The sequence below is a fragment of the Buttiauxella sp. B2 genome, from assembly GCF_006376615.1.
Taxonomy (GTDB): Bacteria; Pseudomonadota; Gammaproteobacteria; order Enterobacterales; family Enterobacteriaceae; genus Buttiauxella.
This window is the reverse complement of the sequence record NZ_VEXQ01000009.1, coordinates 161955-187473: the sequence shown is the minus strand read 5'-3', so window position 1 is coordinate 187473 and position 25519 is coordinate 161955. Positions and strand designations below refer to the sequence as shown.

The 25519-nt window shown below is 47.8% G+C and carries 23 protein-coding genes and 2 tRNA genes; 12 read left to right on the top strand and 13 right to left on the bottom strand.

What is annotated here, in order from left to right:
* Nucleotides 1–87, top strand: a tRNA-Leu gene (locus FH968_RS12625).
* Between the two features lie 61 nt (nucleotides 88–148).
* Nucleotides 149–235, top strand: a tRNA-Leu gene (locus FH968_RS12620).
* Between the two features lie 36 nt (nucleotides 236–271).
* Here FH968_RS12620 and FH968_RS12615 read toward each other — a convergent pair.
* Complete coding sequence (locus tag FH968_RS12615) at nucleotides 272–511, bottom strand: DUF1435 domain-containing protein (RefSeq protein WP_139879997.1); 240 nt, start codon at nucleotides 509–511, stop codon at nucleotides 272–274.
* A gap of 711 nt (nucleotides 512–1222) precedes the next feature.
* On the opposite strand from FH968_RS12615, the gene FH968_RS24175 reads away from it, so the two are divergent.
* Nucleotides 1223–1849, top strand: coding sequence for a GGDEF domain-containing protein (locus FH968_RS24175; protein WP_370451500.1), 627 nt, complete (start codon nucleotides 1223–1225; stop codon nucleotides 1847–1849).
* A gap of 119 nt (nucleotides 1850–1968) precedes the next feature.
* Nucleotides 1969–2757, top strand: a complete 789-nt coding sequence (gene fhuF, locus FH968_RS12605; RefSeq protein WP_139879994.1) for a siderophore-iron reductase FhuF — start codon at nucleotides 1969–1971, stop codon at nucleotides 2755–2757.
* Nucleotides 2758–2803: 46 nt separating this feature from the next.
* Here the strand turns inward: fhuF and FH968_RS12600 are convergent, their stop codons facing one another.
* Entirely contained in the window at nucleotides 2804–4150 is a 1347-nt protein-coding gene (locus tag FH968_RS12600) for a PTS sugar transporter subunit IIC (RefSeq protein WP_139879992.1), read from the bottom strand.
* A 479-nt stretch (nucleotides 4151–4629) separates the two neighbouring features.
* On the opposite strand from FH968_RS12600, the gene FH968_RS12595 reads away from it, so the two are divergent.
* Nucleotides 4630–5088 carry a YbaK/EbsC family protein gene (locus FH968_RS12595; RefSeq protein ID WP_139879990.1) on the top strand — a complete coding sequence of 153 codons (459 nt, stop codon included), beginning with the start codon at nucleotides 4630–4632 and terminating at the stop codon, nucleotides 5086–5088.
* Nucleotides 5089–5137: 49 nt separating this feature from the next.
* Here FH968_RS12595 and FH968_RS12590 read toward each other — a convergent pair whose 3' ends face one another.
* The 4 genes from FH968_RS12590 to pobA form a co-directional block, all read right to left on the bottom strand.
* Nucleotides 5138–5842 carry a LuxR C-terminal-related transcriptional regulator gene (locus tag FH968_RS12590; protein ID WP_139879988.1) on the bottom strand — a complete coding sequence of 235 codons (705 nt, stop codon included), beginning with the start codon at nucleotides 5840–5842 and terminating at the stop codon, nucleotides 5138–5140.
* A 21-nt stretch (nucleotides 5843–5863) separates the two neighbouring features.
* Entirely contained in the window at nucleotides 5864–6535 is a 672-nt protein-coding gene (locus tag FH968_RS12585) for a LuxR C-terminal-related transcriptional regulator (protein WP_139879985.1), read from the bottom strand.
* A 164-nt stretch (nucleotides 6536–6699) separates the two neighbouring features.
* Nucleotides 6700–7578 carry a helix-turn-helix domain-containing protein gene (locus FH968_RS12580; protein ID WP_139879983.1) on the bottom strand — a complete coding sequence of 293 codons (879 nt, stop codon included), beginning with the start codon at nucleotides 7576–7578 and terminating at the stop codon, nucleotides 6700–6702.
* Nucleotides 7579–7619: 41 nt separating this feature from the next.
* Nucleotides 7620–8804, bottom strand: coding sequence for a 4-hydroxybenzoate 3-monooxygenase (pobA, locus tag FH968_RS12575; RefSeq protein ID WP_139879981.1), 1185 nt, complete (start codon nucleotides 8802–8804; stop codon nucleotides 7620–7622).
* 302 nt (nucleotides 8805–9106) lie between these two features.
* Between pobA and FH968_RS12570 the strand changes: the two genes are divergently transcribed.
* The 4 genes from FH968_RS12570 to FH968_RS12555 all read left to right on the top strand — a co-directional run bounded on the left by FH968_RS12570 (nucleotide 9107) and on the right by FH968_RS12555 (nucleotide 11725).
* The gene (locus FH968_RS12570) at nucleotides 9107–9883 is read left to right on the top strand and encodes a threonine/serine exporter ThrE family protein (protein ID WP_139879979.1); all 777 of its coding nucleotides are present in this window, start codon (nucleotides 9107–9109) and stop codon (nucleotides 9881–9883) included.
* Complete coding sequence (locus FH968_RS12565; protein WP_139879977.1) at nucleotides 9874–10347, top strand: threonine/serine exporter; 474 nt, start codon at nucleotides 9874–9876, stop codon at nucleotides 10345–10347. The genes FH968_RS12570 and FH968_RS12565 overlap by 10 nt, the downstream gene beginning before the upstream one ends.
* A 108-nt stretch (nucleotides 10348–10455) precedes the next feature.
* A complete protein-coding gene (locus FH968_RS12560) occupies nucleotides 10456–11097 on the top strand; it encodes a TetR family transcriptional regulator (RefSeq protein WP_139879975.1) in 642 nt (213 codons plus the stop codon).
* A gap of 118 nt (nucleotides 11098–11215) precedes the next feature.
* Nucleotides 11216–11725: a DUF2501 domain-containing protein gene (locus tag FH968_RS12555; protein WP_139879973.1), complete on the top strand. Its 510-nt coding sequence runs from the start codon at nucleotides 11216–11218 to the stop codon at nucleotides 11723–11725.
* Nucleotides 11726–11774: 49 nt separating this feature from the next.
* On the opposite strand, the gene FH968_RS12550 is transcribed toward FH968_RS12555, so the two are convergent.
* The 3 genes from FH968_RS12550 to FH968_RS12540 all read right to left on the bottom strand — a co-directional run bounded on the left by FH968_RS12550 (nucleotide 11775) and on the right by FH968_RS12540 (nucleotide 15424).
* The gene (locus tag FH968_RS12550) at nucleotides 11775–12788 is read right to left on the bottom strand and encodes a class I SAM-dependent methyltransferase (RefSeq protein ID WP_139879971.1); all 1014 of its coding nucleotides are present in this window, start codon (nucleotides 12786–12788) and stop codon (nucleotides 11775–11777) included.
* A gap of 120 nt (nucleotides 12789–12908) precedes the next feature.
* Complete coding sequence (locus FH968_RS12545) at nucleotides 12909–14075, bottom strand: M20 aminoacylase family protein (protein ID WP_139879969.1); 1167 nt, start codon at nucleotides 14073–14075, stop codon at nucleotides 12909–12911.
* Nucleotides 14076–14089: 14 nt separating this feature from the next.
* Nucleotides 14090–15424, bottom strand: a complete 1335-nt coding sequence (locus FH968_RS12540; protein WP_139879967.1) for an MFS transporter — start codon at nucleotides 15422–15424, stop codon at nucleotides 14090–14092.
* 171 nt (nucleotides 15425–15595) lie between these two features.
* Between FH968_RS12540 and FH968_RS12535 the strand changes: the two genes are divergently transcribed.
* Nucleotides 15596–16531: a LysR family transcriptional regulator gene (locus FH968_RS12535; RefSeq protein ID WP_139879964.1), complete on the top strand. Its 936-nt coding sequence runs from the start codon at nucleotides 15596–15598 to the stop codon at nucleotides 16529–16531.
* A gap of 50 nt (nucleotides 16532–16581) precedes the next feature.
* Here FH968_RS12535 and FH968_RS12530 read toward each other — a convergent pair whose 3' ends face one another.
* Both FH968_RS12530 and ascF read right to left on the bottom strand, forming a co-directional pair.
* Entirely contained in the window at nucleotides 16582–18012 is a 1431-nt protein-coding gene (locus FH968_RS12530; RefSeq protein ID WP_139879962.1) for a 6-phospho-beta-glucosidase, read from the bottom strand.
* 17 nt (nucleotides 18013–18029) lie between these two features.
* Nucleotides 18030–19484: a PTS cellobiose/arbutin/salicin transporter subunit IIBC gene (gene ascF / locus FH968_RS12525; RefSeq protein ID WP_139879959.1), complete on the bottom strand. Its 1455-nt coding sequence runs from the start codon at nucleotides 19482–19484 to the stop codon at nucleotides 18030–18032.
* Nucleotides 19485–19774: 290 nt separating this feature from the next.
* Here ascF and FH968_RS12520 point away from each other — a divergent pair, with 290 nt between their 5' ends.
* A complete protein-coding gene (locus tag FH968_RS12520) occupies nucleotides 19775–20788 on the top strand; it encodes a LacI family DNA-binding transcriptional regulator (protein WP_139879957.1) in 1014 nt (337 codons plus the stop codon).
* A gap of 34 nt (nucleotides 20789–20822) precedes the next feature.
* Here FH968_RS12520 and FH968_RS12515 read toward each other — a convergent pair whose 3' ends face one another.
* Together FH968_RS12515 and FH968_RS12510 are read right to left on the bottom strand one after the other, a co-directional pair.
* Entirely contained in the window at nucleotides 20823–21854 is a 1032-nt protein-coding gene (locus tag FH968_RS12515; protein ID WP_139879955.1) for an NADP-dependent oxidoreductase, read from the bottom strand.
* A gap of 200 nt (nucleotides 21855–22054) precedes the next feature.
* Entirely contained in the window at nucleotides 22055–23575 is a 1521-nt protein-coding gene (locus FH968_RS12510; protein WP_139879954.1) for a PAS domain-containing methyl-accepting chemotaxis protein, read from the bottom strand.
* A 294-nt stretch (nucleotides 23576–23869) separates the two neighbouring features.
* On the opposite strand from FH968_RS12510, the gene proP reads away from it, so the two are divergent.
* Nucleotides 23870–25375: a glycine betaine/L-proline transporter ProP gene (gene proP, locus FH968_RS12505; protein WP_139879953.1), complete on the top strand. Its 1506-nt coding sequence runs from the start codon at nucleotides 23870–23872 to the stop codon at nucleotides 25373–25375.
* Nucleotides 25376–25519 lie beyond the last annotated feature (144 nt).

The following is a 25519-nucleotide window of genomic DNA, read 5'->3' as shown; positions in this document are numbered from 1 at the left end:
GCGAAGGTGGCGGAATTGGTAGACGCGCTAGCTTCAGGTGTTAGTGTTCTTACGGACGTGAGGGTTCAAGTCCCTCTCTTCGCACCAATGCGAAGGCGATATCTATCTTTAAGCGCAAGCTATAAGAAAAAACAGAAAGAAAACCAGTGCGAAGGTGGCGGAATTGGTAGACGCGCTAGCTTCAGGTGTTAGTGTCCTAACGGACGTGAGGGTTCAAGTCCCTCTCTTCGCACCATTTCTTGCAGTACTCTCGTTATCCTCAGTTTTATTCCTATCTTATCGTTCCCAAATTCATCATCACCAGCGCAAGCCCACTGGCAAATGCAACGCATGATGGCAATAACACAAAATGACGCAACCGTTTATGGTACAGCATGGCCGTAGACACCAGTAACCCCAACACAATCAGCACTCGCCACTGGCTAAAAGAAAGATCCAGATACCACAACGCGGCGACAATTCCCCCGGGCACCAGCACACCCCACGCGCTTTCTAACTGCCGTTGTAACATTATGGCTATCCCATCAATTGATAATGATAACCAATATCATATGATATTATTTCTCGTTTGTCAGCGATAGCTGTATCGTCCGTTTTATATCAAAACAGTTAAGGTTTTCTCACCATCAGATGACATATATTCATTAAGGTGATAGATTGAGCTGCATTATTAAATCTATGATTAACATCCATATAATTACTTAAAGTAATCACTTTCTGGGTATATTTCCCTATTTCATTCAATAGCATAACGTCGGGCATGAGTCGTAAGAGTTATTTTGATATGACAGCAACGAATTGGCGCGCATTACTTAAAGGGAAACATCAACTCTCTTTACGTTTATTTTTATTACTGAACTCATTTTCTGCGGGTTTTAGTATGCTGTCCCCAGCAACTAACACGCAACACCTTACAGTGCCTATCATTCTGGTCCTGGTGCTAAGCTTGTCATGCCTTGTCTGGCAATTTGTAAATAAAACAAAATTAATTAACATCAACCTCATTTCTTTAATATTTGGGTTACTTTGGGCATGGCATATCTATATAAAAGCCACGGCGATGCCGAATGAAGATCTCTCTTTTTTAATTATTGCTTTGCTGGCAATATTATTTATTGGTTCAATCTCTTTTATCAATAATATACAAGCATTTATTGCATCATGCCTTCCGGTAACCCTGATAGTATTCTGGCTCGATCATGGGGCAAACTGGCCACGCCTATTGTATTCAATTATCCTGCCCGGGGTCGGAATTACCATTCAACATATCATTCATCAGCGCCATGAGAACTTCACCCGTCGCTTGATGGATAAATTGCTCGAAGAAAAAGAAACGCTTAATGATTTGAGTATGTTAGACCCGCTTACCGGTTTATATAACCGTCGTGGATTTCGTAATCGACTCGATACGATTCTGTCCTTAGGCAGCGGGCAGCATTACGTGCTACTGCTGGATATCGATCATTTCAAAGCCTATAACGACAACTACGGCCATAGCATGGGTGATCAGGCCCTGACACACGTCTCCGCCGCTATTCGCGATGCTGTTCGCTCACGCGATGTTGTCACACGTTATGGTGGAGAAGAATTTATGGTGCTGCTGACTGACATTGATGCCGAGCGTGCACTGCTAACGGCTGAACGAATTCGCCAGCGCGTCTATGATTTAGAAATTCCGCATTTGTTTAATGAAGATGTTGCGACTAACGTGACCGTCAGTATTGGTATGGCAGCACTTGAACAGCATGATATTGATGAAGCATTACGCCAGGCTGATGCGGCACTTTATCGTGCAAAACGCCAGGGCCGAAACAGCATACTGACTAGCGATTCACTGCTGATAACCTGAGCTGTAATAACCCGTTATTTTCTCCTTTTTGACATGCTCGCAAAATGACCTTGCTAAAGGTTTTATCTATAGATAGGATTGGCAATCATTATCATTTGTATTAGTGGTCCTGTTTGTCAATGTCGTATCCTTCTTTACAGCTACTTGATGATCTTACATGGCAACCGCCATTTACGAGCTCGCAGCCCACGGTTGCGGATGAGCTACGCGCGCATTTCATCACACATCGGCCGTATTTTAATGACATTATCAAACTCGATGAACCCGCTCCAGCAACCAGCCTGATGCTGCAGCAGTGGGCGAAACCCGCGATGTTAGACTCACTTCTCGCTTGTTACAGCAATCATATTTATCGTAATCAGCCACAGCTTGCCCGGGAGGGTAAACCACTGAAATCACTGTGGGCACAATGGTATCTCGGCTTACTGGTTCCCCCCTTGGTCATGGCGCTCATTACACAGCAACGAGCAATGGATATCGACCCGCAGCACATACATGTCGAGTTTCATGAAACGGGCAGAGCCGCGACTTTCTGGGTAGACGTTCAGGAAGATAAAATCGCGACCACCATGTCGCTTGCTCAACGCCTTGAAAACCTACTCATCAAGGGTTTGATGCCCGTGGTCAATGCACTGGAAAACAGCGGTGAGATAAATGGGAAACTCATCTGGAATAATACCGGGTATTTGCTGAACTGGTTTTTTGGCGAACTTAGAGAATTGCTGGATGAAACAACGATAGCAGAATTGCGCCACGCCTGTTTCTTTGAAAAACAACTGCGCGATGGCCAGGATAATCCTCTTTACCGCACCGTTATCCCTCGTGAAGGTTTACTGGTACGCCGCACCTGCTGCCAACGTTATAAATTGCCTGATGTACAACGCTGCGGTGACTGCACCTTAAAGTAAAACGGCAGGTTTCCCCCACCGTTTCATCTAACCATTCACAGTATATTTAAGCCGCCTGTTGGCTCTCTTCTCCAGACGCTCTTTGCGCTTCTTCCGTTTCCTGTTCCAGCAACTGCTTTTCGTACACTTTAAAGAACGGGAAGTAGATGATGGCAGACACAACAGCCAGCAAGATAACCAGAATCGCTGCACGGAAATCCCAACCTAACGCCCATGCTGCACCAATTGGTGCAGGTGCTGTCCACGGTACTACTGAGATAACTCGCCCAATCAAATCCATCTTCATTGCGCCCCATGCCAGCACGGCGTTAACCATTGGTGCCAACAAGAACGGAATGAAGAACACTGGGTTCATAACGATTGGCGTACCAAAAATCACCGGTTCGTTAATGTTAAAGAAGCTTGGCACTACGCTCAGTCGCCCAATAGACCGCAAGTGAGCCGATTTACTACGCAGATAGCAAATCACCAGCCCCATGGTTGCGCCTGAACCACCAATCACAATAAAGAACGTCCAGAATGCTTCCATAAAGATATGCGGTAGCGGCGCACCTTGTGCCAGAGCACTCTGGTTCATCCCGAGGTTGGTCAGCCAGAACATTTGCAACATGCCAGAAATAATTGCTGCACCATGAATACCTGCAAACCAAAGCAGGTGGCCAATCAGCACCGCCAGCAGAATGGCAGGCAATGAATCCGCCGCAGAAACCAGCGGTTTGAACAGTGACATAATGGCCTGTGGAATCAACATTCCAAACCCAGACTGAATCAGCAAGCTCAGCGGATACAACGTCAGTACAACAACCAAAACTGGTATCAGAAGATCAAAGGAGTTTTTGATCATCGGTGGAACCTGGTCCGGGAGTTTAATCCCGATATTATGCGCTTTCAGGAAACGCATCATTTCGACGCAGTAAATAGCAACCAGGATTGCGGTAAAGATCCCCGTTCCTCCCAGGCTATCGACTGGCATAACCCCTTTGGTTTTCGGTGCAGCCACCAGCAGAAACGCCATCAGTGAAAGCATTGCGCACATGAATGGGTCCAGACCGTGCGACTTCACATAGTGCTTACCGAGGTTATAGGCAATGGCCGCGCAAATGTAGATAGACATAATGCCCATCGTCATATCAAACGGCGTAAGAATTTGCCCTTCAAACTGTTTCGCCATATCCAACCACGCACGTGCAAACCCCCAGGTGGTGGTTGGCGAGAACGGTGGATATGCAAAGACCAACAAGAACGAACCGACAATCATAAATGGCATTGCAGAAATGAACCCATCACGAATGGCCATTACATGGCGCTGTGACGAAATTCGTCCCGCAACGGGGCTAACGTAGTTTTCTACAAAGCGGAAAATCAAATTAAAAGCAGCATGATTCGTAGACATAGCGGCGCTCCTGTCAGGCTAACAACGCGAATGTATCTGCGGGAAAGGTATCGCCGCGCAACAGTCCGTAATTGATAGAGTTGATCCCCGTAACCGGGACCTTTTTAGATACAGCTTTAAATTCGACATCATTGGCACAGCATAAAAAAATAGGTTTCATAGGCTGCTCTTATTATTGGGTACAGGTGTGTGACCGTTTCAGTATTCATCGCTATTTCGCACACTGCAACCGGTTACTGTAACCGGTTGCAGTGATTGTGAAGAAGATCCAAAAATCACTGAAACTTTAACTTCATTAGGCATTTCAAATCACAGCAGTGTCTTTCTGCTCGACAAACTCAAGCATAGACAAATCGATGCAAGCTGATTTAAACCTTTCATACTTCGAGTGATAGGCAGGCTGTAACTCGAAGTATGAAGGGTTTACATATAGCACACGCTTATGCCAAATTATTTGCACTTAAGTATGGGAGAAAAGCATGAGCTTGCAGTCTGTACGGCAATTCTTTGCCGTAAACGCCCCCGATATCGACATCATTGAATTGAACCAAAGCACTGCAACTGTTGCTTTAGCCGCGGTCGCTCATAACGTTGAACCAGGTCAAATAGCCAAAACATTGTCGTTGAAAGTTAAAGATCAGGTGCTGCTGGTTGTCGCAAAAGGTGACGCACGCCTGGATAATAAAAAACTCAAAACTGTTTTTGGGGCAAAAGCCCGCATGTTGAGCAGCGATGAAGTTGTCGTGTGGACGGGCCATCCGGTAGGCGGCGTTTGCCCTTTTGGTCTGGAAAATCCGTTAATGGTTTACTGTGATATTTCACTTAAACAGTATGACGAGGTTTTGCCTGCTGCCGGTGCCATTCATAGCGCAGTACGTATCTCCCCTGCTCGCTTGGCTGAACTCACCGCCGCACAATGGGTCGATGTGTGCCAATAATCAGGAAACTGAGGGCTGGCTCGCACTCCTCAGTTTCCTCCAGTTATCTTCATATTCCCAGGTTACACGGCGGGAAGTTCAATTCCTTCATCCCATTTTCACTGATCATCCACGCGTACATTTCGGCATCCGTTTTCAACGCAAGGCGACGCAACGCACTGCTTTTTTGCGCACTGATAGTTTTATAGTTTTTCCCGAGCAATGCCGCAATTTGAGTCAATTGCCAACCTTTACTGAGTAGCCGTAAAACGCGTCTTTCTGCGAAAGTCAGACTAAGCCTGACCACATCCTTAGTTGATACCTCTGCTGCTTTCTCCTGCAAAAGATGACTGCTGATTCTTTCGACTTCGCTGTCACAATCGAATATATGCTCGATAATGCTGCTCATCGGTTCATATAAAGAAAGCAATGACGTTTTGTTCGTCAGCAAGTATTCAACCGCAATGGTCACCAGATGAGTGGGCAAAGTGAAAATCCACTGCACCTGTCGATACTGATTTTGCAGATGATTAATGAAGCCACATGCATCAAAGCTCTCGCGCAACGGTCTGTCCAACTCAACCATCACCACATCGACATTTGCCATTATTTCTGACTTGAGCTCTAAATAATCCTCCAGTAACACCAGCGAAGACCGAGTTGCTTTTTGCTCCATAACAAACTGCAAACCTTCACGCATTAAAGGCCGCTTACTGATAGCTACCACGCGGCAAAAAGGGTTGCGTAAAAAGATCCTGGCTTTGCTTTCCTGCATCGTTATCTCCTTATAAAACGGCTACTTTCCTGACAGCGCACAACCTAAAACATGAAGATCTTTTTCGCCGTTCAACCCCAATTTTGCCATCGCATGTCTTTTATGCGCGCTCACGGTTCTAATATTGCGGCCTAAATTCAGCGCCACTTGGCTGACGCTGTGGCCTAAAAATAACTGCCCCATAACTTGAGCCTCGCAAACGGTCAGCTCACCACAAACCCGTTCCTCAAGAATGTTTTTGATCATCGGGCTGCATAACATCTCCTTAGAAGAAAATGACTTTACGATGAGATCAATGAAGGTTGTGGTTGGCTCATATTGAGAAATAATCATCCGCACGCCCAGAGCCGAAATATAATTAAGCACACTAAGTTTATGATTACTCGTGTAAGCAACAATTACAGCGTTGGGTTGTACCATCCGGCACCAGTTAATAAGCTTTATTTCCTCAGTTAATCGGCTGGAAGATTCACTGATATTTAAAATGACGAGTGAACCCGGCATCTTTAAAATATCGGCGCAGGGTTCATCAATACTTTTGATAACATTTACTAAATGCCTAATTCTTGGTTCTGATTTTAACTGATGAACGACGCCGGCCGCAGTCAACACACAAGGTAAGATAACCACTACCTGAGCAGATATATTACTCACAGTGATAATATTTTCAATATCATTTTTTTTATTAATCATTCGATACCGTAAAAATTATGAACGTGTATTTACTTATACATTTACCGTATGAATAAATAAGAGATAATAGTGATAAAAGAGGATAGTGGATTTAATTGAAAATTAAAAACAGAAGAAACATTAATAAGAAAAATCCAAGTGAGCTAATAATAAGTTAAATTAATTTATAATTCGCGCATCGGATGGCAACGAAAATTTTTTGGCGTAGTCCCCGTATAGCGACGGAAAAAACGCGAAAAATAGGTCGCTTCGCTAAAGCCAAGATAATCAGAAACCTGGCTTATCGTCATGCTGGTGTAGAGCAAACTGCGCTTAGCCTCCAGCAGCACGCGCTGGTGAAGGACATTCAAGGCACTACAGCCATAAAATTCATGGCACAGATTATTCAGATGAACACTTGATAACCCAACCACACCAGCATAATGCGTCACCGACAATTGCTGCCGATAGTGGCGTTCAACCAGTTGATTGAATTGATGAATAACAGAACGCTTGCGCTCAACACGTGAACTGCCGCTCGGAGCTGGGGCGCACTGCCGATTGAGCCAGACCAATAACGCACTGATCAGTGAATGTAGCATCATGTCACGCGCTTCACCCTGGCCTTCGTACTCACTCTGTAAGGTGCTAAATAAAGTATTAATTTGCCTGCGGGAGCTTTTCACCGGCACGCAAGCTGCTTGCGTGAGCACCTGTAAAGGACGGCCAAATTGCTGTTCAAACTGGGTGATTAAGGGTGCGGAAAACGAGAGAGAGTATCCCTGTGCGCCAGGTGAAAATTTAAAACCGTGCACACACAGCGCAGGCACAACCTGAATACAGGCATGTCCCACGTGATGTTTAACCCCTTCAATATCAATCTCCACCTGCCCTTTATGCAAATAAAGCAGCTGAACTATATCTGCATGTTGATGCGTACGAATGTGCCATTCATAGAGACTGCTGCGGCTGTGGATAGACTCACAATGCAGTAAGTCTGCTGCTGGCCAGTTCCGGCTTTCACCATAAAGTTTAAAGACCGGAATGCTGGTGTTCAGACTCATGACATCCTCTTTCAGAGTAATAAAATCCACATAAGTGTAGTTTATTCAACGGATTCGAATGGTAATCCGACGTAATTCTCGGCGATGGTCGTTAAGCCCGCTCGCGAAGCCAGATAATACTCTCGATCAGCCTGCTGCATTTTGCGATCAAAAGCATTCTGCCCTTCGTAATCATGCAGGAGATTGGTCATAAACCAGCTAAAACGCTCGCCTTTCCACACTCTGCGCAACGCCATTGGCGAGTAGGTTTCCAGCAAGTCGGTTCGTCCTTCTTGATACACCTTACACAATATCCGATACAGGTAATTCACATCTGACGCGGCCAGATTTAGCCCTTTTGCACCCGTCGGTGGCACGATATGTGCGGCATCTCCTACGAGGAAAAGGTTGCCATACTGCATCGGTTCAACCACAAAACTGCGTAATGGCGCAATGCTTTTCTCAAGTGAGTGACCAGTCACTAACTTGTCAGCCAGCTCTTTTGGCAACCGCAGTTTTAGTTCGCCCCAGAAGCGTTCATCTGACCAGGCCTCTACGTTATCGCTCAACGGTACCTGCAAATAATAACGGCTCCGTGTTAGTGAGCGCTGACTACACAAAACGAATCCCCGCTGATGATAGGCATAAATCAGCTCGTGATTTACAGGCGGCGTGTCGGATAACAAACCTAACCAGCCAAACGGATAAACGCGTTCATATTCACGGGTGATTTCCGCAGGAATCGCTTTGCGTGAAACGCCATGAAAACCGTCGCAACCGGCAATGTAATCGCAATCTATACGATAAGCTTCGCCCTGCTTATCAAAAGTGACATAAGGACAATCTGTTTTTACATCAAACAATTGCACATTACTGACGCCATACATAGAGACAGCATCAGTATCATGGCGCGCCTCCATCAAATCGCGGGTCACTTCTGTTTGACCATACACCATCACCGTCTTTCCACCCGTCAGCTCTTTAAGCGGGACAGGAATACGCTTGCCATCGACCAGAAACTCCACGCCTTCATGGACTAACCCTTCAGCATCCATTCTTTTGCTGGCCCCTGCCTCACGCAGTAAATCCACCGTACCATTTTCCAGAATACCTGCCCGAATGCGGCCTAAAACATGCTCCGGTGACTGTCTTTCAAGCACCACATTGCTTATACCGGCGTTATTCAACAATTGCCCCAACAGCAAGCCCGACGGACCAGCTCCAATAATCACTACCTGAGTTTTCATAGGATACGCTCTCTGATATGGCGTTATTAAAATGTTATTTTTATGTTTAATAAATGCGTGCTATTGCATTTTTATCGCTAGAGGAGAGAAAAATAAGGCCAATATCAGCCTAAAACGTGCACTTTTCGAAACTCACGCACAGAATGTGGACGAGTTCATACTTCGCCGAAAATGTGTGCGAAATCGGTTATTACGCTAAATGTTGATCTGGCGCGCCTGATTCAATGTGGCGGCCTATGTTAAAAATGAAGGATGTTAAAATTTGAGCAACAACGCTCGCTTTTCATTTTCATGGACCAAACATGCAGACAGATGTAAACACGCAGCGTGACGTCACCCGTCTCTGCATCCAGTGTGGGCTTTTTTTGCTGCAACACGGTGCAGAAAGCGCCCTGGTAGAAGAGCTTTCCAGCCGGTTGGGTATTGCTTTAGGTATGGATGGTGTTGAAAGCTCAATTTCAGCCAACGCTATCGTATTAAGCACCATAAAAGATAATCAGTGCCTCACCACGACGCGTAAAAATATCGACCGTGGCATCAACATGCACGTGGTGACAGAGGTTCAACATATCGTGATCATGGCAGAGCATAAACTGCTGGATCATAAAGATGTTTTGAAGCGTTTTGAGCACATTAAACCGCTGCGTTATCCGCGCTGGTTAGTCGTGCTAATGGTCGGTCTTTCCTGCGGCTGTTTCTGCAAGCTCAATAATGGCGGATGGGATGGCGCTTTCGTGTCATTCGTGGCCAGCTCCGTCGCAATGTATGTCCGATTGCTTTTCACTGCGCGTCACTTGCATCCACAAATTAACTTCTGCATTACGGCATTTGTCGCGACAACAATTTCTGGCTTACTCATCACCAAAGGGCCGTTTACCTCGACATCAAACATTGCAATGGCGGCAAGCGTACTGCTCCTGGTCCCAGGCTTCCCACTGATTAACGCCGTAGCCGATATGTTCAAAGGCCACGTCAACACTGGTCTTGCAAGGTGGGCTATGGCCAGCCTTCTTACACTTGCAACGTGTATTGGTGTCGTCATGGCGATGTCATCATGGGGGCTACGAGGATGGGAATAATCGATTTTTTACTGGCGTTATTGCAAGACATGGCTCTGGCCGCCATTCCCGCCGCAGGCTTCGCTCTGGTATTTAACGTCCCCCAGCGGGCTTTACCTTACTGCGCTTTACTGGGCGCGATTGGTCATGGTTCCCGAATGGCAATGATGACTGCGGGTATGAACATCGAATGGAGTACTTTTATCGCTTCAATTCTGGTTGGCAGCATTGGAATACAATGGTCGCGCTGGTATCTGGCACACCCGAAAGTCTTTACCGTGGCTGCGGTCATTCCCATGTTTCCAGGTATTTCTGCCTATACCGCCATGATCTCTGCCGTGAAACTCAGCCACTTTGGTTACACCGAAGAGCTGATGATCCAGCTTCTTACTAACTTCCTGAAAGCGTCGTTTATCGTCGGTGCGCTGTCGATTGGCTTATCAATTCCGGGTTTGTGGCTTTACCGTAAACACCCGCGAGTGTGATGCATTTCAGGGCTTCGCTAACTCGTCAGTGCTTTGCCACCGCAAACTTGTTTTAATGTCATCAGGCCTGGGCGGTACCAGCGGCCTGATGACATTAAGGAGCCTTGCGTGGAAACCCACGAAATTTATCTTCCTGAGCGTTTTGATGACGCCAGCCTGAAAGAAAAGATTTTCTTCAGCGCTATAAGTTTGTTCGCTGAATTTGGCCTGAACGGTGCACGCATGGAACAAATTGCAGAGAAGGCAAACACCACAAAACGGATGGTTGTTTATCACTTTAAAAGCAAAGAGTTACTTTATATTCAAGTGCTGGAATATGTGTATACCCAAATCCGTAGCTGCGAACGCCAGCTTAATTTGTCTCATCAACCACCAGTAGAGGCAATGGTGGAATTGGTGGAATGGACATTCGATTTCCACGCCGCCCACCCGGATTTTATTCGTATCATCTGCATGGAGAACATGCAACGTGGGCGCTTTGTGAAAGAGTCAGCCTATCTGCGGGAGATAAACCGCAGTGCGCTGGAAGTGCTGGAAGACGTGCTAACGCGCGGGCAGGAAAAACAGCTATTCAACAAACTTGTCACCGCCAAAGACGTGCACCGCTTGATAAGTAGCTTTAGTTTCTATCATGTTGCTAACAGCTACACCTTCTCTAACTTCTTCGAAGATGGGGCCGAACCGATTGATAGCACCACGCATTACCGTGAAATGGCGGTAAAAGTGGTACTTCGCTATATCGGGCCATAAAAAAATCGTTTTTTCTGGCAGTTTTAAGAAAGCTCCTGGCATCAATGGGCTCGGGCAAAGCGCTATACTCGACGAAAATTCTCCTGCGATGCAGGTAATAGAAAAAGAGTATAAGCAGATGAAAGCAAGCAATAAGATTATGTGCGCACTGGCGCTGGCAACATCCGTATTTGCCGGTCAGGCGATGGCAGCAAGCTGGCAAGATCAGCTCTCCAGCGCGGCAAATGAGTTAAGCAAATCGAGCACCACCAGCAATGCCAGCACAACAGGGACGACCGGCAACTCAGTCGCGTCACTGACCAGCCTTCTCGGCGGCGGTACTAAAGCACTGAGCGCCGACAGCATGACCAACGCGGCGGGTATTTTGCAGTATTGCATGAAGAACAAACTGGTTTCAGCCACCAATACCGACAACATCAAGAATGGTCTGCTGGATAAGCTGGGCTTGGATAGCGGCACCAAACAAAGCCAGCCAGAAGATTATACTCAGGGTCTAATGGGACTTCTGAATACCGGGAATGGCCAGCAACTGAATCTGGATACTATCGGCAGCTCGCCGCTGGCAGAAAAAGTGAAAACTCAAGCGTGTGATTTTGTCCTGAAGCAGGGTGCGAATTACCTATCCTAAAAATATTACCTGTCTCTCAATCTGAGGGGCAGGTTTTTAACCCTCGTAATCAAACTACATTTATTTCCAGCACCGCATACACGCCATCATTAGGTAACGTCACGGTGACATTTTTCAAATCGACTCCAGCCGCAAGAACAATATCTCTTATCTCAAGCAGTGTTCGCGGGTAAAGCGTCGGCCAGCCGATACAGCGTAATAAAAAAGCCAGCTGTGGGCTGGTAGCCAACATGTTGGAAATAATCAGCACGCCACCTGGTTTAACTAATCGCAATGCGTGGCGAATAAAATGCACCGCTTCTGGTGCCGAAAAATATTCGAATATCCCCAGGCCATCAACAAGCTCTGCGGAATACTCACCCAGTTCCTGAACCAGTTTGTCGCTGGCAACCATCCGGTCGAATAAATTCCGCATTAACAACTGAAAATGATGCCCTTCCACCAGGCCATATTGCGTCGCTAGCCCACGGGCAAATTTCAACGACTGCCTGTCATGATCAATCAGCAATAAAGTAAATTTCTGAGCCCGTAACTTTGCGCCACGTAATGTCCTTAATACCGGCACCGCGGCGCCACAGGCAAGGCTTACCCAGTTTCCGGATACGCTATTATTGATATGATTGTCAGCAATGGCTGCCATCACTTTCGCACGCGATCGAACGCCTTGTGCGTCATTGGCATGTATAAACCAGGACCGGCTGTTACTATCCACTTCCCTACCACTTATCAGGCGTTCGGCAAGTGGGTGCTGCACAGCCCAGAGTGAAAGCGCAGTGGGGACTAGTTGGCAACGCCACTCTTCAAGTGCGGGTCTTTCTCGAAAGGCTTGTTCAGAATGTTTGTTCTTGCACCGTATTCGCCGCTTCCCTTCGCTGTCTAAAAAAACCTCCGGGGCTTCAAGCGTCAGATCGTTTGTCAGTTGGTCATTGATCTCATCAATGTGCTGTAAAACCTGGCTCTTCATCGGCCAGTCGTCACTAATATCGCTGTAAGTCACATGTTTAATGGCAAGATCTCCGGGTACAGATCCCGGGATCAAAGAGAGAAAAGGCTGCCAGGACATGTTTAACCTCTACAGACATTTTCTTTCAGTGTAGAAAATGTGTGGTTATTCACCGTCAGCAGAAAGTCGTAATTTATTGGCACCGCTCACCCCGTTTTATGCGAGGTGAGCGGTTTAATATCAGCGTAAAAATGACTCTGTCAGTTTGGCCCAATAGGTCGCGCCACTGGAAATACAGGCATCGTTAAACTGATACAGAGGATGGTGTACGGAGTAATCATTCTTGCCCGTCGCCGTACCCAGCCACAGGTAACAGCCAGGTACTTCCTCCAGCATGAACGAAAAGTCCTCGCTACCCATCGCACTTTTCACCTGTGTTGGATCAGCCACGTTATCGGAGCCAAAAACCTCACGCGCAACTTGCATAGCAAACTCGGTTTGCTGCGGATCGTTCACCGTCACTGGATAACCAAAATCCACGACGATCGATGCTTTCACCCCAAAGCTTTCCGCCTGAGCATGTACCAATTTCTGAATGCGCTGTTTCACCGCATCACGCACCTCAGATTTAAAAGTACGCATGTTCAGCTTGAGTATCGCACTGTGTGGAATGATGTTATGCGTGGTGCCACTTTGCAGGCTCCCAACAGTGACTACCGCAGAATCTTGCGGATCGATATTACGTGACACAATGGTCTGCAATGCCATGACGATCGACGCCCCAGCAACGGTGGGATCAATACAATGCTCCGGCATCGATCCGTGGCCACCCTTGCCTTCGAGCGTGATCGTCATGCTATCTGATGAAGCCATCAGAGCACCGGGTTTCGTCGCAATTTCACCCGCCGGGAGCAATGGGAAATTGTGCAGCCCAAATACGGCATCACACGGGAATAACTTGAATAGGCCATCATCAATCATCCGTTTGGCACCGCCAATGGATTCTTCTGACGGTTGAAAAATCAGATGTAGCGTACCGTTGAACGGACGATGCTTTGCCAGGTATCGCGCGGCTGACAGCAAAATAGCGCAGTGTCCATCGTGCCCGCAGGCATGCATTTTCCCTTCCACAGCACTCGCCCACGGCAGCCCTGTTTGCTCTTGCATCGGCAATGCGTCCATATCCGCGCGGATCCCTAAACGCTTGCCACCGCTTCCTACTTTTAACGTCCCTACTACACCTGTACCACCTAAACCGCGATGGACTTCATAGCCCCAACCCGTCAGCAATTCTGCAATACGATCGCTTGTGCGAAACTCTTCAAATCCGAGTTCAGGGTGTTGATGGAAATCGCGACGAATAGCGATCATTTCGTCTTCACTCTCAAGAATTTCTTTAATCAGCATTGGGATATTCCTTGTTATTCATCAGAGAAAGTTTTGCGTTCATTCCAGGCCAGTAAAGCGGCAAAAGTGACGACGGCACAGAACATTAAATACCAGGCCGGAGCCATTGGCTGCCCGGTCACTTTCAGTAACCAGGTCACGATTAATTGCGCGAACCCACCAAACAGCGTAACGCCAATGGCATAAACCATTGCCATTCCGGAGGCACGAACCGCCTTGGGAAACGCTTCGAGGATCAGCAGGAAAAATGCCGCCGAACTGATATTCGCGAGGATCTGATCAAATGCAATCAGCAGCAAAGTGACCCCCATCGGGGCACCATGCAAAATGGTGGCAAAGATCGGCCAAATCAGCACAAACGATCCCAGTGCGCAGGCGATTAATATCGGTTTACGTTGCGGCAACTTATCCGCCAGCTTGCCGCCGAAAAACGGTACTAACAGCGTTAATGCCGCAGCCGTCAAACTCACCCACCATGACGTGCTCGCCGGCATATGCAGCGTATTAACCATATAAGCAGGCATGTAATAAATGATGATGTAAAAGGTGGTGGTGCCTTTCATCACCAACAAAATGCCCAGCAGCAAAGCGCGGCGATGTTCACGCCATAAGGTCAACGTCGGGCTTACGGCAGCAACGGTGGGTGCCACGGTATGCGTTTCAGTTAGCTGGCGGCGGATATAGACGCCAATCGGCATAATCGCCAGTCCAACAATAAAGGGTATACGCCAACCCCAATCATAGAGTTGTTGTTCACTGAGAACGTGAGTTAACCCGGCCCCCATTGCCGCACCAAATAATGCCGCGCCACCCTGGCTGGTCATTTGCCAACTCACTCGTGCACCGCGACGAGATTTATCCCCCGCTTCCATCAACCATGACGTCGCAGCGCCCACTTCACCGCCCGCAGAAAAACCCTGCAGCATACGCCCGGCCACCAGCACGATAGGTGCAAGAATCCCAGCCTGATGATAAGTCGGCGCAAAAGCTACCATCATCACGCCCAAAGACATCAAAGTGAGGATCAGTGTCATGGCCGCTTTGCGTCCGTGTTTGTCGGCATAATTTCCTAATACCATGCTGCCGAGTGGACGCATCACAAATCCCACTCCGAAGGTCGCCACTGCCAGCAACAGTGAGGTGTAATCATTAGAGCTTGGGAAAAATAGATGACCAATGATCACTGAGAAAAAGCTGTAAACCGCAAAATCATATATCTCGAGGCCATTGCCGAGAGTGACCGCTACCAACGATTTCAGGTTGGTACGCTCCGGGACCAACGGCGCATCATAGGTCAGCGAGACTGACATCCCGGCATCCCCTGGGGCATAGTTGACACGCTGTTTCATGCTCACGTCCTTTTTTTGTTGCTCAGATGTAAACAAAATGTAGGTTTATTTACTATCTGCATAAAAAAAGAACATTACAATCATAAAAATTAGTTATGCCTTTGGTTATCTTATTTGTATTGTGAGAGGGCAATTTTTGCACCACAACGGCAACGCAGTCGGGATGGAAAAATGAAAATCAAACTAAATCAGTTAGATATTTTGTTAGAAGTGGCGGCACAGGGCAGTATTGGCAAAGCGGCGAAAGCGCTACACATCACACAACCCGCCATTTCTAAAACCATTCAGGAGATGGAAGCGGAAATCGGCATGCCGATTCTGCAACGCTCATCACGCGGCGTAACGTTAAATGAGTATGGGCAAGTTTTGTTGCGCCACGCGCGCGATATCGACCGCTCTTTACACCAGGCGCGAGACGAAATCGACACTCTGCTCGGCAAAGCAATGCGTCAGTTACGGGTGGGATTTACGTCAGCTGCGTCCTACGGACCATTTACTCATACGCTAATTCAGTTCCAGGAACGCTATCCCGGCGTAAAACTCATTGTGATGGAAGGCCGGCCGCAGCAACTCCATGATGCGCTGGAAAACCAACGGTTGGATATTGCCGTGATAACCACCGCCAGCAATGCTGTGCCAAATGGTATGTATTACGAAACGCTGTACGCCCTGAGCAACACAGTGATCGCCGGGAGCCAACATCCCGTTACGCACACTACCTCTTTGAAAAATTTAATGGATTACCCTTGGCTCGATTGGGATGAGCCCGGTGAACACTCAATTCTTGGGCAAGTTTTTCGCCGCTATAATTTGCCGCTACCACAAAACATCATCCACTGTTCATCACCATGGATTATGGCGCACATGATGGAGCAAACCGAAATGGTGAGCATGTGGACATCGGTACGTCTGCGCTTTCCTGATTACAGCACCAACCTGCGCCCTCTGGTGCTACGCGAAGTGCTTCCCGCCAGTTGCGTTGGCATTTTGTGCCCGAGTATTGCCAGGCTCTCAACCGCCGGACATACCTTTATGGAAATGCTGAGAATTAGCACGCGTGATTGGTTGCAAGATAGCGATGCGCTAGAGATGGTCGTGCGGGTGTAGAACGGGTGTAGTGCGGTCCAGCTTTCAAACCAGACCGCATGATTCACAAGTTAGCTCAAATCAGAGCCATTGCTGGCGATCACTTTTTTGTACCAGTAAAACGATTTTTTGCGCGTGCGGGAAAGCGTACCGTTGCCCTGATCATCACGGTCAACGTAGACAAAACCGTAGCGCTTGCTCATTTCGCCAGTCGATGCCGAAACCAAATCAATGCAGCCCCATGAGGTGTAGCCAATAACCGGAATACCGTCGTCGATTGCGTCAGCCATCGCTTTGATGTGCTCGCGCAAATAGCTGATACGGTAGTCATCGTTGATTTCGCCCAACTCATTAATTTCGTCTTTTGCACCCAGGCCGTTTTCCACCAGGAACAGCGGTTTCTGGTAGCGGTCGTACATCATGTTCATGGTGATACGCAGACCAAGCGGGTCAATGCCCCACCCCCACTCACTCGCTTTAATATGCGGGTTTTTCAGCGATTTAACGATGTTCGCCGCATTGCTATTTTGCTCGTTCATATCGGCCGAAGCGCAACGTGAAGCGTAGTAACTGAACGAGACAAAATCGACGGTATTCTTAAGAATTTCATCGTCACCGGGCTGTGTTTCGAGCGTAATGCCTTTCTCGCGGAACACGCGTTTGGTGTACGACGGATACGCGCCACGTGCCTGCACATCAATAAAGAACAGGTTTTCGCGATCTTTTTCCAGCGCGGCCCACACATCTTCAGGTTTACAGGAGTACGGGTAGAAATTCCCCCCGGCCAACATACATCCCACCTGATTATTTGGATTAACTTCGTGAGCGATTTTCGTCGCCAACGCGCTGGCCAGCAATTCGTGGTGTGTTGCCTGGTACTTAACTTGTTCTTTATTATCGCCTTCTTCGAATACCAGGCCTGCACCAGAGTATGGGCTGTGCAGCAAAATGTTGATTTCGTTAAAGGTGAGCCAGTATTTCACCAACCCATCGAACGCTTCAAAGCAGGTGCGTGCGTAGCGGGTGAAGAACTCAACCATTTTGCGGTTACGCCACGAACCATATTCCTTCACCAGATACATCGGTACATCAAAGTGGCACAGCGTGACCAGCGGCTCGATACCATATTTATTGCATTCAGCGAACATGTCACGGTAAAAAGCGATGCCTTCCGCATTCGGCATTAATTCATCGCCATTAGGATAAATGCGGCTCCAGGCAATTGAGGTACGGAAAACGGTGAAGCCCATCTCCGCCATTAGCGCGATATCTTCTTTGTAGCGATGATAAAAATCGATACCCACATGGCTCGGATAATATTCGTCATCACGCAAACTAAAGCGCTTCTCGAGACCAAGTTTTACCGACATACGGTCTTTGCCGTGCGGGATAGTATCAACCGTGGTAAGTCCTTTACCCCCTTCAAGATACGCGCCTTCAGCCTGGTTCGCCGCTATTGCACCGCCCCATAAAAAATCATCTGGAAAAGTTGATACTGACATGAGGTTCCTCTTTTTAATTAGTTAGCGTTTACAGCTTGTTGCGGTGCAGCAACGGTGTCGGTCTGTGGTTTTTCGTTACTTTGTTCTACCGGGATATCTTCAAAGCCCAGTAACAATGTCAGGACGAAAGAGAGCACCACGGCCAGAATCATCACGCCAATCACCCACACGATGCTCATTGGGTTCGCTGGGTCAAAGAATTGCACGCTGGTGAACAAGCCAGGAGAAGCCATTGAATGGCTCGCCAACCCGCCGATTCCGGCAACAGCACCACAGACAAAACCGCTGATCAATGCCGCAATCAGTGGGCGTTTCAAACGTACCGCAACACCATAAAGCGCAGGTTCAGAAATCCCCGCCACAATCGCCGATGCAGCAGCAGCAAGCGCTGTCTGGCGCAGTTCAGGGTTTTTCGTTTTCCACGCCACCGCCAGAGATGAGCCACCCAACGACAAGTTGGCGCCGATTTCTGAAGGCATAACCATGCCTTCTTTACCTGTTTCAGCAATGGTTTGAATAATCGACGGGGTAAATACACGGTGCATCCCGGTCATTACCAGCAACGGCCACAATGCGCCCATAATGGCGACAGACAACCAACCCAGGTAGTGATGAATGGTGTAGACCAGTGAAGAAATGCCAGTACCAATCCAAATACCCAACGGGCCAATCAGCATGATGGCAATTGGCGCGGAGATAAGCACAATTAGCATTGGTTTGAGGAAGTTTTTTGTCACCGCAGGCGTGATGCGATCAACCCATCTTTCGATGTAAGACAGCAGCCAGGTCATGCACAGTGCCGGGATAACGGTGTAAGTATATTTCACCGCAGTGACCGACATACCCATAAATTCAACCGGTTGGCCTTGTGCAGCTTTCGCCATCAGGTCAACAAAGTTTGGGTGAACCAGCACACCGGCGATGGCTATCGCCAATGACATATTGGTTTTGAATTTTACCGCCGCCGACGCTGCAACCATCACCGGCAGGAAGAAAAATGCGCCGTCGCCAATCACATTAAGGATGATGAGCGTTGAAGATCCTTTACCAAAGATCCCCGTCATATCCAGAATCATGGCGAGAAGTTTTACCATCGATCCACCAATAATCGCGGGGATCAAAGGTGACATGGTGCCAATCAGCGCATCGAGGATCCCGGCACCAATACGTTTCAGGGTAATTTTATTTTTACCAGACGCAGGAACTACCGGCTGCATACCTTCCGGTAACAGCTTTAGCACTTCAGCATAAGCCTGGGAAACTGTGTTACCGATAATCACCTGACACTGATTTTCACTGCGAACCACACCCAATACACCTTTGATGGCTTTGAGTTTCGCGGTATCCACCACGCTTCCGTCATTTAATACGAACCGCAAGCGTGTCATGCAGTGTGTTACCGCACCTACATTCTCTGCGCCGCCAATTGCATCGACTATCGACTGAGAGACTGCTGCATAATTCTTAGCCATGAGTTACCGCTCGCTCTGTTATGATTTTATTATTTAAATTCATAATGTTATGAATGTTTTATCCGGTAACATCGTGCCAACTTGTAGGGGCCAGAGAAATAGGTAACCGGTTCCACATTAGATTGACCAGGCAAAACAAACAGATCAAATACTAATTTTACATATTGTTAATTTTGTGATGACTATCACCATCAGGTTGCCATTGAGGCCATCTGAAACACTTTCCGGGCAGTATTTTGTCGAGCGGGAATGTGTAAAATGGGCGCATTCAAAAAAGCCTGGAAGCTCCCATGTCGACAATGCTAGAAGTGGCAAACAAAGCCGGTGTCTCAAAAGCTACTGTTTCACGTGTTTTATCCGGCAAGGGTTATGTCAGCGAAGCCACAAAAGAACAGGTTTATAGAGCCATTGAGGAGGCGGGGTACCGGCCAAATTTACTGGCGCGCAACCTGGCGACCAATAAATCAGAATGCATCGGTTTGGTGGTCACCAACACCCTTTATCACGGCAATTACTTTAGTGAAATATTGTCTCAGGCGGCGAAGAAATTAGAAGACAACGGTCGCCAGCTTATTCTGGTGGACGGTAAACACAGTGCGCAAGAAGAGCAGGAAGCCATTCAGTTCTTGCTGGATTTACGTTGTGATGCGGTGATTATTTATCCGCGCTTTTTGACCATTGATGAAATGGATCAGATTATCGAAAAGCATAAGCAGCCAATTATGGTGGTGAACAGAAAATTAAGAAAACACCAAAGCCACTGTATTTGTTGTGACCATAAAGGTTCGAGTTTCCTCGCAACAAAACATCTTATTGAACGCGGGCATCGCGATATTGCCTTTATTACTGGCTCGATGGATTCCCCTACCGCTATTGAACGCTTATCAGGATACAAAGAAGCATTAAATCAATACGATATCAGCATAAATGAAAACCTTATCGTGCAAGGGAAATGGACGCCAGCCAGCGGAGTTGCTGCCGTTGAGTTACTGCTTTTACGCAAAGAAAAAGTCAGCGCGATCCTCGCCAGTAATGATGAAATGGCAATTGGTGCGATGAAAAAATTAAACGATGAAGGGATTTCCATACCTGGCGAAATATCGATAATTGGTTTCGATAATATTCCTATTGCACCTTATCTTTCACCCGCTTTAGCCAGTATCAAAGATCCGGTTAGCGATATGATAAGCGAAGTCATCAGCCGCTTAATATCCATGCTGGACGGTGGGTATTTGTCGCAAGAAAATGTTTTTACATCGGATTTATTGATAAGAAATTCAGTGGTTGATGGGCCTTTTAAATAACACGAAGAGCGGCGCATGTGCGCCGCGCCATAAATTACTCAGCAACCTTGATAATCAGCTTGCCAAAGTTCTTGCCGACCAGCAAACCACGAAACGCTTCAACACTGTTTTCCAGGCCATCGACAATATCTTCACGGAACTGGATTTTCCCTTCCGCCAGCCACTGGCTCATCTGTTTAAAGAATTCAGGGTAATGGTCGCTATAATCTTGCGAGATAATAAAACCTTGTACGCGCAGGCGTTTTTTCAAAATCGTGCCCATCAGTAATGGTAATCTGTCCTGTTCAAACGCGCTATTCATGCCGTTGTACTGGCTAATTACACCGCACACCGGAATACGCGCTTTGGTGTTCAGCAGCGGCAAAACTGCGTCAAACACCGCACCACCGACGTTTTCAAAATAGACATCAATACCTTTGGAACAAGCTTTTTTCAGCTGCTCGGCAAAATCAGGGGCTTTGTGGTCAAGACACGCATCGAATTTCAACGTGTCGGTGACATAGCGGCATTTGTCCGCACCACCCGCGATACCGACGACTTTCGCACCAAGCAGTTTCGCCACTTGCCCAACAACTGAACCCACGGCACCACTGGCCGCCGCGACAACCACGGTTTCTCCCGCTTGCGGGTTACCAATATCGGTCAATCCCATATATCCGGTGAAACCTGGCATACCAAGCAAACCGAGCGCATAGGAAGGATGCTGCATATTCGCATCCAGTTTCTGCAAATCTTCACCGTTGGAGAGCGCATAATCCTGCCAGCCGGTATATGCCAAAACCAGGTCACCCACTTTGTAATCTGCATGTTCAGATTTCTCAACACGGCAAACCGTGCCTGCACCAATCACATCGCCAATAGCCAACCCAGGCGTATAGGACTGGGCATCATCCATGCGCCCACGCATATACGGGTCAAGAGATAAATAGAGCGTTCGCAGCAGCAACTGGCCTGCTGCAGGTTGCGGTACAGGGGTTTGTTCAAGAACGATGTCTTGATTCGTCGGCATGCCCTGCGGGCGCTTCGCCAGTACAAAGCGGCGGTTAGTTTGGGACGACTGCGTCATAATTCTCTCCATAAATTAGGGTCGTGAATAAACGGTCAATCTGTCCCAGACTAGCTAATAATTCGTCGGTGCGCGGTGAAATATGTGCCTTATAAATGGGGAGCACTTCAAATTGGTGGATGTCGCTACGCTAATCCACCCTACGGTTTGACTGGTTTAGTAGGTCGGATTAGCGCAGCGACATCCGGCAAAATAAAAACTTAATGCAAAACCGTCACAGCATCTTCCAGACGCGTCGCCCGATGTTTTACCATGGCAGACACTTCTGCACTTTCTTCGACTAATGCCGCATTTTTTTGCGTAATCGCGTCCAGTTCGGCTACCGCGCGAGTCAAATCAGATAGCCCTTCCGCCTGTTCCGAGGTGGCATGGCTGATTTGTCCAAGTAGTTGAGTGACGTTGCGTACTTGCTCGACAATGTCATTCATGGTGCGTCCCGCTTCGTGAACCTGTATCGTGCCGGACTGCACTTTACTGGCACTGGCATCAATCAACTTGCGGATATCATTGGCGGCAGTCGCACTGCGTTGCGCCAGGTTTCGCACCTCACCGGCCACTACCGCAAATCCTTTGCCCTGCTCTCCAGCCCGCGCAGCTTCAACGGCTGCGTTAAGTGCCAGAATATTGGTCTGGAAGGCAATATCATTGATTAGGCTGGTAATAGAGCCGATACGTTGGGTACTGTCAGCAATGTCATCCATGGTGGTCACGACAATTTCCATCGACTTGCCACCGTGTGCTGCGGCAGCACTCGCAGAGCTGGAAAGTTTGTCTGCGGCAGCAGCTGTTTCAGAGTTGTTCTGCACCGACGCCGCCATCTGGCTCATGGTAGTGACAGTTTGCTGCACATTAGCCAGCGACTGACGCGTCCGTTCATTCAGTTCAACATTGCCCTGCGCCAGCGTCTCACTGCCGCTGCGGACGTTTTCGACCTGATGGCTGACATCATGAATCAACCAGCGGCACATTAATCCTAATTGGCCGATAGCCCGCAACGTCATGCCGATTTCGTCAGTACGCTCAATATGCTGCACACGCTGTTGATTTCCAGTGGCAACTTCCAGCGCCTGGCGTGCAACATTTTCCAGAGGGCGCGCAATTTGCCATTCCAACAAAATACCGGCCAACACACTCCCCAATGCACTCATTAGCAAGTAAGCCGCACCTTGTTCTAGCGCGACAGAGGCAACCATCATCAGCAAAAATACACCGCTCATAATCATGCGAATGCGCCAGCGCAGCGGTAAGGCGGGTAATTTCCCCAACCAGCCTTTTCGCAATACCAACCCTTTAAACAAGCGACGTTTACAACGTCCTTCTCTTAGCGCCTTGTACCGCGACTCAACAGCGGCAATTTCCTCGGGCATCGCTTTAGTACGAATCGACATATAACCGGTGGTTTTGCCATTACGTACCACCGGTACAACATTGGCCCGCACCCAATAATGATCGCCATTTTTGCGCTGGTTTTTAACGATACCCGTCCACGGCTCGCCCTTTTGCAGGGTGTACCACATGTCTGCAAAGGCCGCTTTTGGCATATCCGGGTGGCGCACCAGATTGTGTGGGCGACCCGTAAGCTCATGAAGCTGGTAGCCACTCACTTTAACGAACGCATCGTTCGCATGGGTGATAGTGCTTTTTAAATCGGTTGTGGACATCAATGTCGTGTCGTCATCAAGCAGGTATTCATGCTGTGTAGCAGCCGTGCGCGCAGTCATAGCAACTCCTTTGGGCAGGTTATCCAATTGTTAATATTTTTAGTTATGTTGTTATTTCGGCGCTGCAAAGATTTACTTTAGCGGTTAAACTTGATGGCGATCACACTTTTTTAATTTAGCCATAACTTTTATAATGATTTGGTGGCGAGCTACATTTACCAGTAATTTCATATAGTTATTAATTGTTTTATCATAGTTTCGCTAAGTGCTGGCGTTTTGACCTCCAAATTGTAACCAGCCCACTACACTTAGTTCGGGAGACGTTTCGCTCCCTCCAGGAAAAAGAGGATAGTAATGTTAAAAAGGAAAAAGAAAGTCAGACCTATCAAGGTCAGTGACGTTACGATTATCGACGATAGCCGTCTTAAAAAAGCCATCACAGCAGCCTCTCTGGGCAACGCAATGGAATGGTTTGATTTCGGTGTCTATGGCTTTGTTGCCTACGCTCTTGGTAAGGTCTTCTTCCCGGATGCCAGCCCAAGCGTGCAGATGATTGCCGCACTGGGTACCTTCTCTGTTCCCTTCCTGATTCGTCCGTTAGGCGGCCTGTTCTTTGGCATGCTGGGCGATAAGTATGGCCGCCAGAAAATCCTGTCCATCACTATTATCATTATGTCATTGAGTACCTTCTGTATTGGCCTGATTCCGTCGTACGCGACTATCGGTATCTGGGCGCCAATCCTGTTGTTACTTGCGAAAATGGCGCAAGGGTTCTCAGTGGGTGGTGAATACACCGGTGCTTCAATCTTCGTTGCGGAATACTCACCGGACCGTAAACGCGGATTTATGGGCAGTTGGCTGGACTTCGGTTCCATTGCCGGGTTTGTCTGTGGTGCAGGCATAGTTGTGCTGATTACGGCTATCGTCGGTGAAGATAACTTCCTCGAATGGGGCTGGCGTCTGCCGTTCTTCCTGGCGTTGCCATTGGGCATTATCGGTCTGTATCTGCGTCATGCTCTTGAAGAAACACCGGCGTTCCAGCAGCATATTGAAAAACTTGAGCAAGGCGATAAAGAAGGTCTGACGGAAGGGCCAAAAATCTCCTTTAAAGAGATTGCGACTAAACACTGGCGCAGCCTGTTGACCTGTATCGGCATCGTTATTTCTACCAACGTGACCTACTATATGTTGCTCACATATATGCCGAGTTACCTCTCTCATAACCTGCATTATTCTGAAGAACATGGTGTACTGATTATCATCGCCATTATGATCGGGATGCTGTTTGTGCAGCCGGTCATTGGCTTGTTGAGTGACCGTTATGGCCGCCGTCCGTTTATCATCTTCGGCAGCGTGGCATTACTCCTTCTGGCTATTCCGGCCTTTATTTTAATTAACAGTAATGTGCTGGCACTGATATTCGCCGGGCTGCTGATTCTGGCTGTCATTCTTAACTCCTATACCGGAGTCATGGCTTCCACCCTTCCAGCTATGTTCCCGACGCATATTCGTTATAGTGCGCTGGCAAGTGCCTTTAATATCTCGGTACTGGTTGCAGGTATTACACCAACACTTGCTGCATGGTTAGTCGAGACGACCGAAAACCTGATGATGCCAGCCTATTATCTGATGGTGGTTGCCGCTATCGGCCTGGTTACCGGACTGACAATGAAGGAAACGGCGAATCAGCCGCTGAAAGGGGCAACTCCTGCAGCGTCAGACATTGCCGAAGCGCGTGAAATTGTTCAGGAACATCACGATAATATCGAGCAGAAAATTGAAGATATTGATCGAGAGATTGAAGAATTACAGGCGAAGCGTACCAATCTGGTGCTTCAGCATCCACGTATTAACGAATAGCATTTTTAAATGACTAAACGCCGGGCAAATGTCCGGCGTTTTTATTTCTGGCACAAGCATCATTCCCGAAAGTAATTGGATATACCTAATATTTATAAGCAAAGTATCTTTTGGACTTTGTGAATAGTCATAACTCACCTACCG